At 67.6% G+C, this 14,570-nt stretch carries 15 protein-coding genes and 1 pseudogene; 9 read left to right on the plus strand and 7 right to left on the minus strand.

Translation table 11 applies throughout. The features are described 5' to 3' along the window. Positions 1-1,117: 1,117 nt before the first annotated feature. A complete protein-coding gene (locus B073_RS0130300; protein ID WP_018541839.1) occupies positions 1,118-1,477 on the minus strand; it encodes a MerR family transcriptional regulator in 360 nt (119 codons plus the stop codon). Between the two features lie 60 nt (positions 1,478-1,537). Here B073_RS0130300 and B073_RS41530 point away from each other — a divergent pair, with 60 nt between their 5' ends. From B073_RS41530 to B073_RS41535, 4 genes are all read left to right on the plus strand, one after another. Continuing rightward, positions 1,538-2,638, plus strand: a complete 1,101-nt coding sequence (locus B073_RS41530; protein ID WP_018541840.1) for an alkene reductase — start codon at positions 1,538-1,540, stop codon at positions 2,636-2,638. A 513-nt stretch (positions 2,639-3,151) separates the two neighbouring features. Further along, positions 3,152-3,808 carry a DUF5701 family protein gene (locus tag B073_RS0130310; RefSeq protein ID WP_018541841.1) on the plus strand — a complete coding sequence of 219 codons (657 nt, stop codon included), beginning with the start codon at positions 3,152-3,154 and terminating at the stop codon, positions 3,806-3,808. A gap of 583 nt (positions 3,809-4,391) precedes the next feature. Beyond that, positions 4,392-4,790: a MerR family transcriptional regulator gene (locus B073_RS0130315; protein ID WP_018541842.1), complete on the plus strand. Its 399-nt coding sequence runs from the start codon at positions 4,392-4,394 to the stop codon at positions 4,788-4,790. 139 nt (positions 4,791-4,929) lie between these two features. Beyond that, positions 4,930-6,381 carry an MFS transporter gene (locus tag B073_RS41535; protein WP_234025202.1) on the plus strand — a complete coding sequence of 484 codons (1,452 nt, stop codon included), beginning with the start codon at positions 4,930-4,932 and terminating at the stop codon, positions 6,379-6,381. Positions 6,382-6,687: 306 nt separating this feature from the next. Here the strand turns inward: B073_RS41535 and B073_RS0130325 are convergent, their stop codons facing one another. Then, positions 6,688-7,323, minus strand: coding sequence for a LysE family translocator (locus B073_RS0130325; protein WP_018541844.1), 636 nt, complete (start codon positions 7,321-7,323; stop codon positions 6,688-6,690). A 163-nt stretch (positions 7,324-7,486) separates the two neighbouring features. Continuing rightward, positions 7,487-7,570 (minus strand): annotated as a pseudogene (locus tag B073_RS45985) (transposase); the annotation flags it as partial. 50 nt (positions 7,571-7,620) lie between these two features. On the opposite strand from B073_RS45985, the gene B073_RS44630 reads away from it, so the two are divergent. Continuing rightward, the gene (locus B073_RS44630; protein ID WP_078508254.1) at positions 7,621-8,043 is read left to right on the plus strand and encodes an NUDIX hydrolase; all 423 of its coding nucleotides are present in this window, start codon (positions 7,621-7,623) and stop codon (positions 8,041-8,043) included. Positions 8,044-8,136: 93 nt separating this feature from the next. Here the strand turns inward: B073_RS44630 and B073_RS0130335 are convergent, their stop codons facing one another. The 3 genes from B073_RS0130335 to B073_RS0130340 form a co-directional block, all read right to left on the minus strand. Continuing rightward, positions 8,137-8,592, minus strand: coding sequence for a nuclear transport factor 2 family protein (locus tag B073_RS0130335; protein WP_026247872.1), 456 nt, complete (start codon positions 8,590-8,592; stop codon positions 8,137-8,139). A gap of 190 nt (positions 8,593-8,782) precedes the next feature. Continuing rightward, complete coding sequence (locus B073_RS49415; protein WP_078508246.1) at positions 8,783-9,124, minus strand: SDR family NAD(P)-dependent oxidoreductase; 342 nt, start codon at positions 9,122-9,124, stop codon at positions 8,783-8,785. Between the two features lie 28 nt (positions 9,125-9,152). Then, the gene (locus B073_RS0130340) at positions 9,153-9,566 is read right to left on the minus strand and encodes a PPOX class F420-dependent oxidoreductase (protein WP_018541847.1); all 414 of its coding nucleotides are present in this window, start codon (positions 9,564-9,566) and stop codon (positions 9,153-9,155) included. Positions 9,567-9,715: 149 nt separating this feature from the next. Between B073_RS0130340 and B073_RS0130345 the strand changes: the two genes are divergently transcribed. The 4 genes from B073_RS0130345 to B073_RS0130365 all read left to right on the plus strand — a co-directional run bounded on the left by B073_RS0130345 (position 9,716) and on the right by B073_RS0130365 (position 14,133). Beyond that, complete coding sequence (locus B073_RS0130345) at positions 9,716-10,255, plus strand: TetR/AcrR family transcriptional regulator (protein WP_018541848.1); 540 nt, start codon at positions 9,716-9,718, stop codon at positions 10,253-10,255. Between the two features lie 201 nt (positions 10,256-10,456). Beyond that, complete coding sequence (locus B073_RS0130350) at positions 10,457-11,050, plus strand: hypothetical protein (protein WP_018541849.1); 594 nt, start codon at positions 10,457-10,459, stop codon at positions 11,048-11,050. 426 nt (positions 11,051-11,476) lie between these two features. Beyond that, positions 11,477-13,303, plus strand: a complete 1,827-nt coding sequence (locus B073_RS0130360) for a hypothetical protein (RefSeq protein ID WP_018541851.1) — start codon at positions 11,477-11,479, stop codon at positions 13,301-13,303. Positions 13,304-13,563: 260 nt separating this feature from the next. Then, positions 13,564-14,133, plus strand: a complete 570-nt coding sequence (locus B073_RS0130365; protein WP_018541852.1) for a YrhB domain-containing protein — start codon at positions 13,564-13,566, stop codon at positions 14,131-14,133. 68 nt (positions 14,134-14,201) lie between these two features. Here the strand turns inward: B073_RS0130365 and B073_RS49420 are convergent, their stop codons facing one another. Further along, the gene (locus B073_RS49420; protein WP_078508247.1) at positions 14,202-14,501 is read right to left on the minus strand and encodes a transposase; all 300 of its coding nucleotides are present in this window, start codon (positions 14,499-14,501) and stop codon (positions 14,202-14,204) included. Positions 14,502-14,570 lie beyond the last annotated feature (69 nt).

The raw sequence follows: 14,570 nt of genomic DNA on the forward strand, positions 1-14,570 counted from the left end.
CACCCCAGCTCAGCCGCGATCGCCGATACCCGCATACCCGCCCAACTCAGATTCACGATTCGCGCCCGCATCACCAGATCAGCCGGCGCCTTCCGCGCTCCCGCAAGTTTGTCGATCGCCCTCTGCTCGTCAGTCCCCAAAGCCTCCCGAGCCCACAACAACGCCGGCACATCCACCCCCTACGCGATCCCAACACACCTCTTATGCCCGCAACTTGAGGAATTAAGCACTAGGCACCCAAGTTCGCTATCGACTGCGTCACCAAGCAACCAGGTGCCCAGCACGTGCGCATCACCGTCAGCCCCTCCTTCGGCTTCGGCGACCACAACGCCGTTCTCGCGCTGGCCCCACTTCCTGACCGATGCGAGAAACCCACAACCCGTTGGGGAGATTGTGGTTGACGGCGAGGCAGAGCCCGTGCTCGTGAAGTTGGGCAACTGGGTCGCGAACACCAAGTCAAGGCAGGACAAGCTCGTCCAGGAACACCGGGACGCACTGCGGGAGCTGAGCATGAAATGCGCGTGACATCGTCTTCGGCTGATCTTTGAGCCTTCCAGACCCACGAGGTACGAAGGGCCCCGGGCGGTGCCCCCCGGGCGCTCGTGCCGTCACCGGCTCGTGTGCGGGCAGGCGGGCCAGCCGGCGTCGAGCAGGACGCGATACGCCCCCGGGCGCGCAGAGCAGCCAAGCGCCGGGCGCACCGAGACAGGGCGCCAACAACGCACGGACACCCGGCGACAGCCTCACACGGGCACAGCGCCCAGCGACACACAGAAGCCCGACACACGAGCCACCGCCCCCACACATCACCCACAAACCACCACCCACAGCCAAGTCAGAGGAGTGGAGCACGGAGGGTTGTCGGCCTTCTGTGGCGGCGCTTACCACCCATGTTGACCAGCGGTTTTGTTGAATGGTTCCCGGTCGTGAAGCGTGCCGTAGGGAGTGCCCCAAAGGAGTCTCGTAGGGAGCGTTCCAGTGCTTCACCGGCCGCTGCCGCCCCGGAGCCGCCAGCCGAGCGCGATAGACCGGCGATGGGCAAGGGCCGGGGCCGGACCGCAAGCCGACTCCGGCGGAGGAACGGGATCAGCAGCGGCGGGTCGGCGGAAGGGCGTCGTCATGGACCCGAAGCGGCATCGATGACCTCGTCGAGGACGGCGCGCGAGCGGCACAGGTCGGCGATGGTGCGGTCGATGCGCTCGCGCTCGGCCCGTAGCTCCTGCGCCAACCGCGGTGTGGCGGTGATCGCCGGGCCGCCGTCGTGATCACGCAGGCAGGGCAGCAGTTGGGCGATCTTGGCGCTGCACAGACCGGCGGCGAACAGCTCCTGGATGCGGATGACCCGGTCCACGGCGCCTTCCGGATACTCCCGGTGGCCGCCGGGTGTCCGCTCGGCCGCGAGCAACCCCTGTCGCTCGTAGTAGCGCAGCGAGCGCTCGCTCACGCCGGTGCGGCGGGCCAGTTCACCGATCCGCATCGGGCACCTCCTCTCGCCGGACTTGAAATTGACACCGGTGTCAGATTCTACGGTTTCGGCATGACGAATCTCTTGACGCCCTTCAGCTCGACGGAACTGGCCCTCACCAACCGCATGGTGATGTCGCCCATGACCCGCTTCCGGGCCGAGGAGGACGGGACGCCACTGCCGATCGTCGCCGATTACTACCGCCAGCGGGCCGGCGCCGGCCTCATCATCACTGAGGGGATCTGGCCCAGCCGCCGGGGCCAGAGCGGCTGGCGCATCCCCGGTCTGGAATCCGAGCGGCAGGTGGCCGGCTGGCGGCATGTCACCGAGGCGGTGCACGCCACCGGCGGCCGGATCTTCGCGCAGCTGATGCACGGCGGCCGCCAAGGCCACCCGCGCTCCCGCATCCTGGGCGACCTCCCAGCCGGCCCCTCCCCGGTACCCGTGCCCGGGCCCGTACATGTGAAGGACGGCAAGGCGGCCCCGGTCACGCCGCGCGAGATGACGTACGCGGACATTCACACGGCGATCGCCGACCATGTCGCCGGTGCCCGCAACGCAATCCGGGCCGGCTTCGACGGCGTCGAACTCCACGGCGCGAACAGCTACCTCATCCACCAGTTCCTGGCCGACAACACCAACCTCCGCACCGACCCCTATGGCGGCGACGTCGCCGGCCGCATCCGCTTCCCGCTGGAGCTGGTGCGGGCCGTCGCGGACGAAGTCGGCGCCGGCAGGCTCGGCTTGCGCCTCTCACCGGGCAACCCCCAATTCGGTATGGAAGAGGCCGACCCGGCCCCCGTCTACCGCGCGCTCCTCGCCCACCTCGACGGCCTCGGTCTGGCCTACCTCCACCTCACCGACAACGACCGCTACCCCGCCCTCGCCGACCTGCGCCCGCGCTGGCACGGCACCCTCATCGCGAACGTCGGCGAGAACCGCACCCCGACCACCCGCGAAGCGGGCGAGGCGGTGCTCACGACGGGGCGCGCGGATCTGGTCTCCTACGGGCGCCTGTTCATCACCAACCCCGACCTGCCACACCGTTTCGCGGCGAATCTGCCGCTGAACACCCACATCGACCAGCCGGGCCTGTACAGCCACGGCGCCGCAGGCTACACCGATTACCCGGCATGGCAGGAGCCCCAGCCGGCCGCAGCAAGCCGACCCTAGGACCGATGTTCATGCGGATGACGTAGAGCGGGTAGGTGAGAGCTTCTGCGGTCGTGAGCCACTTCCATTCGATACGGTCGAAGGCACCGAGCGCGATGGCTCCCACGAGCGCGAAGGCCGCGATGATGACGAAGCGGGCGGGCCAGGTGGGCAGGACGTCCACAGCGGCCTTGCCGAGGGTAGTGGCCAGGCGGTAGTCGATGTAGCGCTGGGCGAGTAGCAGTTGCAGTATGACGCAGGCGCAACGCCCGGGCGCCGCCGGGAGAGCAGAGCGCCGGACCGCTCATCAACGGGCCACACGCGCAGTCGCGAACGCACCGGGCTGCTGGACGGTGCACCGCATCCCGGCCCGCGACGGTCTGGCTCAGCCACCAGGTCCAGGTCCAGGTCCACCACAGTGTTGGCCAACGGGGGCAACGGGATGCGCCCATGCGCCGCCGCGCCGGGAACATTCCGGCAGCCCGCCTCGTTTGATCTTGGGTCTACTGTCCCTGCCGCGACCCGAGGTGTGCTTTGCCCGATACCGCGTCCTCCGACACCGTGCCCTCTCTCCCGCCGCTCGCCGACCAGGCTGAACGCCTGATCGGGCTCGGGGTGCACGAGCTTGCAGACATACCCCCCGGCGTGCTGCGCGCCTTCGCCGCGAACGCCGGCGACGAAAACAACGGCGCCCTGCTCGCCGTCCACCCGGAGCGTGCCCCCGCCTCCGTCCTCGCACCACTGCTCCGCCACGACGACAAGCCCGGATTCGTTGTCACCGACATGCCCGACGTCGACCACTTCAGTCCCTGCACCGTGGAGCTGCCCGACGTCCCTCTCTATCTCGTCACCGACCCCGACCGTGGCGACCACATGGCCAACTGGAGTCCCAAGGAGGCGCTGTCTGCCCTCGCCGAACAGGACCGTACCCCGCTGCTGCTCACCGAGGGCATCCACTGGGTGCTCCAGCAGCCGACGATCCTGGAGCGCAACCGCTGCTTCATGACCATCGGTTCCCGGCTGCGCAAGGCCAGCGGTGCTCTGGATGCCCGTACCCCGGCGATCTGGATCAGCAACGGTACCGGGAGGGACGGCCGCGAGCGCCGCAACGCCCCAAAGGTCGGCTGGTGCTGGTGGGGCAACCGCCACACCTGGCTCGGCTTCGCTTCTGCCACGGGCCGAAGGCAGTAGGTACGCGGAATGGGCGGCTTCGTTTCACATCGCCATGGAGTGCGAGCGCGCGGCGTGCGCCCGTGGCAGACCGCCGCCAGCCATCCCCGCTCCCCCGCCTGCGCTCGGGCGGGGCAGGGCGATCCGGCGCGCCCCGCCCCGGCGTCGCGCGGCACCTGTCATCCCCGGCCGGCCCTGCCGGGGTCATCGGTCTGCTGCCCGGGGCCGCCATACACGCGAAGCGCCGGAACAGACCTACGCAGATGCTGTCGCCCCGGCCGCCTTCTCGGGTGCAACTGGGGTTGGGCGGCAGGGTCGCAGTGGGTGGAGTCAGCGGGATCGCGGTGTGGATGTCCTGGTAGGGGTGTGGGCGGGGCGAGGCTGTGACTGCTGTCATGGGGGTTCGCCCGGCAGCCGCGGGGATCGAGGCGTGCCACAGCCGCATGATCGGCCGACGGTATTGCGCCGCCGATGGCCGCCGCCCTACGTGTCAGTTGCTCATTACTCCCGTCCCCGTCGGCGGCCGCTCCCACCCGGGAGCGGCCGCTCGGCGTACTCGTCGACTTGACCTTGACGCTAGCGTCAGGGTTCTAGCGTCCCCATCATGGTGAAGGAGATCGAGATGCGGATCGGAGAGCTGGCCGACCTCACCGGCGTCAGCCCCCGATCCCTGCGCTACTACGAGCAACAGGGTCTGCTGGCCCCGCAGCGCGCCGACAACGGCTACCGCGCGTACGACCCGTTGGATGCCGTACGGGTCACGAACATCAAGGAGCTCCTGGACGCCGGCCTCACCCTGGAGGACGTCCGCCCCGCCCTGGAGAAGGGCTGCCTGGACGCGCCGCTGCGGCAATCCCCGTACTGCGCCGAAGAGTTGAATCTCGCCACCGATCGGCTGGCCACGCTCGATGACCGGATCGCCGCGCTCCAGGAACTCCGGGGACGGCTGGCCAGGCACATCGACGAGACGGTGGCCATGCGCCCGGTGGTGGGCGAGGACTGATGAGGAGCACCGCAGCGCGGTCCGGAACCCCGGCGCCGCGCCGATCACCCGTGCCCTGCCGCCGGCGCCGGCTCTCGCCTCATGCGCGCCGGCCCCGACGAAACTCCAACAGTTCCCTGGGCAACCATCGGAGTACGAAGTGACACTTCACGACACCGAATCGCAGATGGCAGCGCCGGATACCGGCCTCCCTGAAAGCCGACGCCGGTGGGCGCTCGTTCTCCTTGCCGGAGCGCTGGCGCTGGACACCAGTGGAGCTGCGGTCATCAATGCCGCCTTGCCCTCCATCGGTGATGAGTACGCCATTGACAGCTCCACGCTGCAGTGGGCGATGACCGCCTATTCCATTGCCTTTGCCGGGTTCCTCCTGTTCGGGGGCAGGCTCGCGGACGTCCTGGGCCGCAGGAAGATCTTCGCAGTGGGCGTCGTGCTCTTCGCCGCGGCCTCGCTGGGCGCCGCGCTCGCGCCGACCGTGGGGGTGCTGATCGCGGCTCGTGCAGTGCAAGGGATCGGCGCAGCACTGTCCGGCCCTGCCTCGCTTGCTCTGCTCAGCCAGATCTTTCCTCAAGGGCCGCAGCGGAACCGGGCGCTGGCGGTCTACGCGGCGACCGGCGGGTCCAGCTTCAGCGCCGGGCTGGTTGTTGGCGGGGCTCTCACCGACTTCCTCGGCTGGCGCTCGGTGTTCGCCGTCAGTGTCCTCGCCGGAGTTCTGATCCTGGCAGGGGTCCGGGCGCTGCTTCCTGCGGGCCGGCGCCAGTCACGCCCCCTGGATATCCCGGGCGCGATCGTGGTCACCCTGGGTATAGGACTGGTCGTGTACGGCGTGAGCCAGGGCGGTGAAGTCGGCTGGGGGTCCGCGCAGGTCCTGGTCTCGCTGGTGTTGGCCGCGATCGGGCTGGCGGGGTTCGTCGTGTGGGAGAAGGGGCGTACGGAGCCGCTGCTTCCGATGAGTATCTTCCGCAGCCGCCCGGTGAGGGCCGCCTCCCTCACCGGTGCTGTCTTCTACACCGGTGCCGGTGGGCTGCTGTTCTTCTCACCTCTGTACGCCCAAGGGATACTCGGATACTCGCCGTTCGAGTCTGCACTGGCCGTTCTGCCCGTAGGCGTAGTCGTGATCATCAGCTCGCAGGTCGCCGGACGTCTGATGTCGCCGGCGGCTTACAAGCCCCTGATGGCTGCCGGCCTGCTTCTCATCGGAGGCGGCGTCACGCTGTGGGTGGGCACACCTGAGGACGGCTCGTACTGGGTGCACATGCTCCCCGGCATCGTGGTCATGAGCACCGGCCAGGGTTTGGGTTTCGGCGCGATGACGGCCGCCACCCTGGAGGGCCTGCCGCTCCGCCAGCACGGAGTCGCCGGTGCGGTCAACGTGACCGCGCAGCAGATCGGCAACAGCGTCGGTTTGGCGATCCTGGTTGCTGTTTCGAGCGGTGTCAGCGGCGGTGCCACACATCCGGCCGATCAGCTGTCAGGTTTCCACGCGGCGTATTGGGTGGCGGGCGCCCTCGGGCTCCTGGGTGGGCTGACCGTTCTGCTCACCAGGTTTCCCAAGGTGGACACCGCTCCATCAGCTTCCGAGGAGAGGCCGTGACAGTGCAGGCCGGACGTGCCTGAACATGCCCGGCGGGCCGTGTCCCTGCCCTTGATGAGGGCAGGGACACGAGGCGTACCCCTCATACTCCGCTTCGACTGCATCCTCTCGGCCGAGCTGCCCGCGTTCCGCAAGGGGCGGTACGGATCGTGACGGAGACCGGAAAACCGAGCCCGCGGCGGCCGCTGACCTGTTCGGGATTCTCAAGAAGCCGTGGCGGTAGTGGCGCTGACGTATTTTCGCGGAACGGTCACCCTTCGCTGCGATCCGACTGTGGCTCCGGTGATCCGCCGGACAGTCCGGTCCTCAGACTGTCTCGACAGCGGTGCCAACGCCCAGAACCACCAGAACGCCGGCGGCGGTTCGCTCCATCGCGGTGTTCACACGTGGACGACGCAGCCACGTCACCATGCGGCCCGCGAACGCCGTGACCAGCATCAACCACACGGCAGCGATACCGGCATCGATGACACCGAAGGTCAGTGTCGCAAAGAACGTCGCGTGATCGTTGGGGAGGAACTGCGGGACCACCGACACAAAGAAGATGCCTACCTTGGGATTCAGCAGGCAGCTCGTCAGCCCCTGGCGGAAGGCCCGCCCGGCAGCCGGGGCGGGACCTGCCGACTCCCCGGGCATCTCCGGTCGGCCCGATGCGCCACGACGGTATGCCCACAGGCTCTGCACACCCAGGAACATCAGATACGCTGCGCCGGCCAGCCGGACCACAGTGAAGGCCATGTCCCACCGCTGCAGCACAGCAGCCAACCCGACGGCAGCTGCAATCGCCCAGGCGAGCGAGCCTGCTGCCGCACCGAGCGCGGTCGCAACGCCCGAGAGGTGGCCGCCGCGCATGCAGTTACGCAGGACCAAGAGTGTGTCCGGCCCTGGAGCCATGGTCACCACCAGGGCGAACAGGGAGAAACTGACGATGGAAGTTGTCACGGTGAGCCCCTGACCTAGCGACTGTGAGCGAGCACGGAGCACAGGCCCCGCCCCCTGCAGCCTAAAAGGTCGCCCCAACTGGCCTGGTCAGTAGGGCGGCTACCGTGAGGGCAATGGTGGAGCGTCTGGTGCCGCATGGGTTGTGGGAGTTGTTCCGGCAGGTGCCGAACCGTTCCGGCAGGTCACGCCACTGCACCCCGGTCCGCAGCCGATGAAGAATTCCATCGATCACCTGTCGATGATCCCGCTACCGACCACAACGCCCGTCGCTCACCGGCCGGAAATGCCGCAGCCGTCATCCTCAACCACGGCGGTGAAGCCTTCGCCCAGAAGCGAAGCCCACACCGCCGCCTCTTCCCCGACGCCTGGGACATCGTCGGCGGCCATGTCGAGCCCGGAGAAACCCTGCTTGAGGCACTCGCGCGCGAGGTCGAGGAAGAAACCGGCTGGCGCCTCCGCCATGTGCGGCCATTGCTGGGCACCACCACCTGGAACGGAGACGACGGCGCTGGACTCCGTCATGAGGCCGACTATCTCGTCGACGTCGAAGGTGATGTGGACCATCCCAAACCGGAATGGGCTAAGCACTCAACCTACGGCTGGTTCGGTCCCGAAAACCTTGACCGACTCAAAGAGAACCGTGGACCCGGTGAGTTCTCGATCCACGACCTCATCGCACGAGCCATGCAAGAACGCCCAGATCGCCCGGGCAGGTCCTGACAGACAGAATGAGTTGATCTGTGAGGGCGGAACCACGACGTACTCCGCCGATGAGATCTGCTTGTGTGTCGACCGGCAATGTATCTGCCTGGGTCAGGACTGGCCGCTGCTCGATACGCCGAGGCTGTCCAGCAGCGCGGGCAGGCGGCCCAGTGTATGGAACGTGCCGAGTGAGTCCATGTAGTCGAGCGCATGCACGATCAGGCCGTCGCGTACCCGCAGGATCAGGAGGCCGGTGATGGCAACCGGGGCTGCCCCAGGTTCCAACGTCGCGGTGGCCCTCCATTGTCCGATCACGACCTCGGAGTCAGTGCTGTCGAAGACAACGACGTCGTGTATCTCCTGGAGCCGTACCGAGGTAGCGCTCCAAGCCGCCTGATAGCCGGCCCGGATCTCTTCCCGGCCGTGGTAGCGGTGGGGTCTGCCCGGTGCGAGGAAGGGGAACTCGTGGACGGCGTCGGGTGCGTAGAGGTTGGCCAGATCGTCCGCGGACCAGGCGAGCATCGCCCGGTGGAAGGCAGCAAGTACGTCGCGTGGTGACGAGGGCATGGTGGGCTCCGATCGCCGAGCGGGAGACAGTGCGGCCACGGTACGCCGTCAGCGGTTGAGTTGCTGGCCAGACCTTCACGCTCACCAAGGTGCGTTGGTCTGCCTGAGGGTGATGCGACAACGGCAGTCAAGATCGGGACTATGGCCTCGTGGACCGGCTGGGCGGACTGGCGGATGGCGTCGAGCTGTGTCATCGCCTCGGGCGTGTACTGGCCCGAGACACTGGTGCCGACGGCGCCCGGGTTGAGCAGTATGTACCGCACCTTCGTTCCCGATCGGGCGTCGGTGAAAGCGACGCCGAGCAGATCGTTGAGCCGCCCGCCTTGTGTGAGTGCTCGTTGCCCGTCGTATTCCTGTGCCAGCTGCAGGTCTTCCGAGCGGCCGCGCCGCGTTGTTGCGCGGCATCGAGCCATGCCTGGCCTTTCTCGGCGCTGCGGCCGACGACCACCACTTCCTGCCCTCGGTCCAGGTACGTGTGGGCGAGGGCCTTGCCGATGCCATCCGTGCCACCGGTGATGACGTAGGTCTTCAACTTGGGTCTCTTCTCTGGTGACTTCGCCTCATAAGAACCGGGCCGCGATCTTTCGGGGGGCGACGCGGACGGTGACCAGTTCCGGGAGGGTGGCGTATGACTCCGGGTGGTGTTCGGCGTAGGTCTTGCCCGTGTACTTGAGGGCCAGTTCGTCCATGCGCTCGCGGCTGCCCGCGGTCTCGAAGCGGGCGGTGCCGGAAATCACCGCGTATCCGTAAGGCTCGTCGGGCGGGTTGACCGTCACGCTCAGACGGGGGTCGCGCCGCAGATTGCGCACCTTGACCTTGTCGACGCCGGTCACGAAGAAGAGGTCATCTCCGTCCCTTCCCACCCAGACCACGGACTGGTGCGGGCTCCCATCGGGCTGAAGCGTCGCCACGGTGACGAAGACCCTGGAATCGAGGGCTTGTTTCAGTTTCTCGGAGAGGTGGACCGGGCTCACACAGGACTCCTGGAATGAGGACTGCCTTGACGACAGACACACCGAACACGTCAACTGGCACAAGAATGTGACATTTAGAGATGTAAAAGCAAGGGTTCTGGGGTGCTTGCTGGCGTATGGGCCGCACCCTTGCGTATGCTCGCGCTGCGATGAGAGCTGACGCGGCACGCAACCTGGATACGGTCCTGCAGACGGGCGCACGCCTGCTGGCGCGGGACCCCGGCACGAGCATCGCGGCGATCGCAGCGGCGGCGGGCGTCGACCGGCGTACCGTCTACCGTCGCTTCAAGACCCGCGAAGCCCTCATGGCCGCTGTTCATGCGGCCAAGCTCGACGCCTGCGAGAAGGTCGTCGTCGAGGCGCGGCTGACCGAGGCGCCCGTAACGGTGGCGCTGCATCGGTACGCGGAAGGCATCATCACCATCAGCAGGCAGTGGCCTGTGGATGTGCAGCAGGTCCAGGACGAGGCGGCGGCCGCCCGCCTGCGCCGGTTGATCGAGCAACTCGACGCCTTCATGGACCGCGCAGTGCGGGAGGGCGTCATCCGCCCAGGTCTTCCCAGCCGCTGGTCCCGCTCCCTGCTCATCCACCTCACCAACATCGCCTCACACGAGATGCCGGAGCTGACCGCCGCCCAGGGAGCCGACATGGTCACCCAGTCCCTCATCACCGGACTCGGCCCCGCCTGACGCGGCCGGGCCATCCGACACCCGACCGCCGGCGGACCGGCCGGTTACTGAGCCTGTCGTCGTGGGTGTCGTGAGTGCGAGTCACGTTTCGGTGAGGCATCCGTCGATGACATCGCCGCGGTATTGAACGCGCCGGATGCCGTGCCGTAGTTGGCGGACACCTCCTGCCGTCACCTGGCGTCAGTGGTCCAAAATCAGGGCATGGACGTCCCCAAGCTGCTGGAAGCCGCCTCCCTGCTGGTTCCCGAGGAGATCGCCACTGAGAACGACATCACGGTGAGCGATGTCTGGGAGTACCTCACTCACGACGAGTGGGAAATGGCCCTTGGGCTGCTGGAAGAACTCAGTGGCGTCCACCCGCTTCCGCTCAGCTTCTGGGAAACCCTGGCCACCGCGGCAGAGCAGATGCGACTGGAGAAGAGCGCAGCCTGGTGCCACTGGCGCGGCTACGAGACTCGCAATGGAGTCATTCGAGCCGACCTCACCCTCCGCCCGGCCACCGAAGCGCGACGGCAGACGCCCTTTTCCGGCGCCGGCGTCCTGCGACCGATGTGGAACATCGGCAACCGGACCGCGACCGGTGAACCGGCTCTCAACGTTGCCCGGCTCTGGGTGGAGCTCATGCCCTTCCTGGAGCCCGGTGGACGAGCTCCGGTACGGCTCGCGCCCCTGGACCCTTCGCAATGGCAGCACCTTCGCCCCGGCCAGGTGATCACCATGCACGAAGACCGTTCCGTGGCAGGCTCGGCGGTTGTCCTGGAGGTCCAGCAGCCCCCGGCCACGTTCACCACATAACAGCGAGCGCCTACGACGCATGCCGTTGGTGCAGAGAACGTCGAGGTGGAAGGCACCGTTCATGCCATGGTCGGCGAGCTTGTAGAAGCCGGTCTTGGTGGCTTTGGTGGCCTTGCTGGCGAGCCTCTCCAGGACGCCCCTGCCCGGCACCTTGCGGTCCGCGACGTGGTCGAGTGCCGAAGGACAGCGCGGGCGCGACCACCGTCGCGCCGGGGTGGACGCGGATGCCCAGGGCGCGGGGCCGAGCCCGGCGACGAGCGCCTGGGTGGCCGGGCAGGTGAGGTAGTGGTGCAGGCATGCCTTGACTCCGTCATGGTTTGCTGGAGGGTCGGTACTGCTGCAGCCCCTCACTAATTCCTTCGACACGGTGCTGACCGGCTGACAAACTGCGCGCATGACCTACGGAATCGAGTCCCACTTCACCCGGTGAGCGTCCAGGAAGAGTGCAACGCGCTCACTCCCCCGAACGCTCTGTACGATCACGCCCTGTACCTGCTGCGCGAGTCTCCCGACGGAGTCCCGCCCCGGCGCGGCTACTCCCTACCCAAGAAGCCCGACACGGGCGAGGAGCCGCCTCCTTGGGAAGAGGCGAAGAACGCCATCCAGGAAGCGCTCAGCCCACTTCCGGACGCCCCCGGAACCCTGCACCATCGCTTCGAACGAGGCGGCATCCGGACCCGCCACAGGCATCTGATCCAGTCCGCTGTCGCCGAGCTGCCGGTGCCGCCCGAAGAGGTCGATGCAGCCCGCTCCCTTGGACGACAGCTGACCCGGACCGGTACGACCGGGGCCGCCGTCACCGCAGGCATCGCCCTGCTCGACCGCCTCGGCGAACCTGAGGACGTCCCGTATCTCTCCGTTCTCGGGCTGTTCCGGGATCTCACCCGCTCAGCGGTCGACGCGCTCGACCTCCTCGATCGCCAATCCGCTGCCGTCGTCTGGCTCGCGGTCTACGCCCGCCACGACGAACTACGGCCACTGGTCAACGCCCTATGGACGGGAAACCAGCAGGCTGTGGGCGCAGAGCTGGTCGCCTTTCCTGCCTCGGCCCGCTTCATCAACAGCGCGGTCGCCCGCCGGATTGCAGAGGCTTCCCAACTGCCGGACCTGCTCGACCACCACTACTCCGACACGGACTTGCTCGCCCGAGCGGGCCGACTGCTCGCCCGGATGGGCTGTTCGCGAAACGATCCAACCGACCTCTTGGCTTACTGCGACGCGCTCAGGATGTACGACAGTGTCGTCACGCGAGCCGGCCTGCTGCCGCCCACCCTCGACAATGCAGCCATGCTGCTGTCGCTCGCCCTCGACTTGGACAGCGGAACCGGCGTACTGCTGGACTGGTCCCCTGGACGGCGCGCGACACTGCTGGAATCCCTCCGACAGCTGCTGGCCGAGCCCCGGTGGGCGGCAGCGAGCGCCACCGCAGGCGACGCTGACCAGCGGCTGCGAGCCGACTGGATCCGCCGCACCGGGCGGCAGCCGTTCAAGCGCCCAGCCACGTCCGGCAGGCTGCGCATCGAGGTGGTGGCCGGCGACCCTGCCGACCGGGAACCCGTCGAGGCCCGCATCCTCATCGATGGCCGTCCAGTGGTTCCGGCAGTCTTTGGCCGCGGTCCCGCACACAGTCCCGAGCACCTGCTGGATGAGGGCCGGCTGCGGGCCGGAGCGGAGCCTCACGAGGTACAACTTGCGGAGGCCGACTGCACGGAGGGGTGCTGCGGCGCGCTCTACGTCACGATCCGGCGAGACTCGGACCAGGTGGTGTGGGAGAACTGGCGGCGGCCGCAAGCCATGCCGGGGGCCGGGCAGCCCGCACCCGAGCTGCCCGCCTATCGGTTCGACACCTCTGCCTACGACACGGAGATCGCTCGGGCAGAGGCCGACCGTTCCTGGTCCTGGCCGGCCCGCACTACGGCCCGCCTGATCAAGGCGGGGCTGCTCGAGAAGCCGGAGCTGGTGCGCCGGTGGAACGCCAGGCAGGGTTGGATCAGCACCGGCTTTGAGGACCCGGACACCACGGTGGTGACCTTCTGGTACGTGCCTGGGCTGGCGTCTGGCAAACCGGAACGAGCCGACAGTGCCCTCCAGTTCCGCTGGGTCATTCCGGACGACGGCACCCCACCCGAGGCTCAGGCTGCCGCCACCTTGCGCCGGCTGGCCGAGGAGGACCCGAAGTCCTACGCACAGGTGTGCGGCGGCAGCCGTGAGCGCGCCGAGGAGCTCGGGTTCTCCTGGCCCGACAGCGCCTGACCAGCCGCCGCCGTCGTTGTCTCTGCCACGCCTTGAACTGCCTTGAATTGCTTTGAACTGCGTCATCGTTTGGAGGGCTTTGGCCAGCCACCGGCCAAGGCCCTCCAAGGTACGGCGTCGCCATTACTGAGCACCATGAGCGAGAGACCAAGCGCAACTGTCGTATCCCTGAGCAAGAAGGCCGGTCAGGCCCTTCTGCATGGCCCTGGGCCGTGCGAATTCACTGGTCAAGGCCAAGGCACGTACGGAATGCTGCACGGGTGATTGAGCGAGAAGCCGCAGTTCAGGCTGTCGAAGAACAGCTGGAACGCGACTACCAGCAGTGGCGGGCTGTGAGTGCGGATGCAACGCGGATGGCGGTGATCCGTATCAAGGAGCACGAGCTGGTGTGGATCGTCTCCTGGCAGTCCGAGAAGTTCGCACGCACGGGGATTTGGGCGTTCGCACTGGTCGGCAACGGGCCTTACCTGGTCGATCGCATCAATGGAGGACTGCACCAGATCGGCGTCGTATCTGCCAAAAGCGGAGAGTGGGAGACCGACTACCGAGCCCGTATACGTGGGCTTCCGGTACGCACCGCAGTAGACGATCTACACGACGCAGTACGCAACGTCGCCGCTACATGCGGACGCCTGCATGCTGTGCGGACCCTGCGCCAGAAGCTGCCGGCACTGTCACCTGCGGAGGCCATCGAGTACGTGAGCGCGTTGCTGGACGGTGATGCCCCAGCGCGCCTCGTGGAAGTCGCCACCAAGGAACTCGTGGAGACTCTCAACCCAGTACTCGGTGTGACGACGATTCGCCACGGTGCGCCCCACCAGAACCAGTGACTGCGGGTCGGGGGCTGCGCCGGACGCCTTGCTAACTGTTCGTTTCAGCGTCCGGCCGGCGGTAGTCGTCAACCGAGTCCTGCCCACCCCTGATCCTGAGCCGGGGGCGATCGCCCCTTCCGGCAGAGCTTGGAAGACGCCGGCGCCCCGCCACCGCACCAAGTGGTTGTAGATCGCCACCGCATGGAGGGGTCGCAAACCGTCTGCCAAGCGCCGAACCTCTCGGGCATCTCCCGCCACTGACTGCCCGTCCGGAACCACCAGATCCCCCCATCGCACTGCGCCCGCAATCGCTCGGGTACTGGCCGAAGCTGCCGATCGGCACGAACGGCTCGAACGGCTCGAACGTCCCCGATGAACTTCCGCACTTCATCGGGGAGTTACGCACGCATCATCACGCCACCGCCCTACCGGACCAGCACCCACCCTGAGCCCAG

The sequence above is a fragment of the Streptomyces sp. MspMP-M5 genome, from assembly GCF_000373585.1.
Taxonomy (GTDB): domain Bacteria; phylum Actinomycetota; class Actinomycetes; order Streptomycetales; family Streptomycetaceae; genus Streptomyces.

Bases quoted from the DNA above. Each gene is read 5' to 3' on its own strand.
- B073_RS0130300 (WP_018541839.1), bottom strand. From the start codon at position 1,477: ATGCGGATCGGTGAACTGGCCCGCCGCACCGGCGTGAGCGAGCGCTCG.
- B073_RS41530 (WP_018541840.1), top strand. From the start codon at position 1,538: ATGACGAATCTCTTGACGCCCTTCAGCTCGACGGAACTGGCCCTCACC.
- B073_RS0130315 (WP_018541842.1), top strand. From the start codon at position 4,392: ATGGTGAAGGAGATCGAGATGCGGATCGGAGAGCTGGCCGACCTCACC.
- B073_RS0130335 (WP_026247872.1), bottom strand. From the start codon at position 8,592: ATGCCCTCGTCACCACGCGACGTACTTGCTGCCTTCCACCGGGCGATG.
- B073_RS0130345 (WP_018541848.1), top strand. From the start codon at position 9,716: ATGAGAGCTGACGCGGCACGCAACCTGGATACGGTCCTGCAGACGGGC.
- B073_RS0130350 (WP_018541849.1), top strand. From the start codon at position 10,457: ATGGACGTCCCCAAGCTGCTGGAAGCCGCCTCCCTGCTGGTTCCCGAG.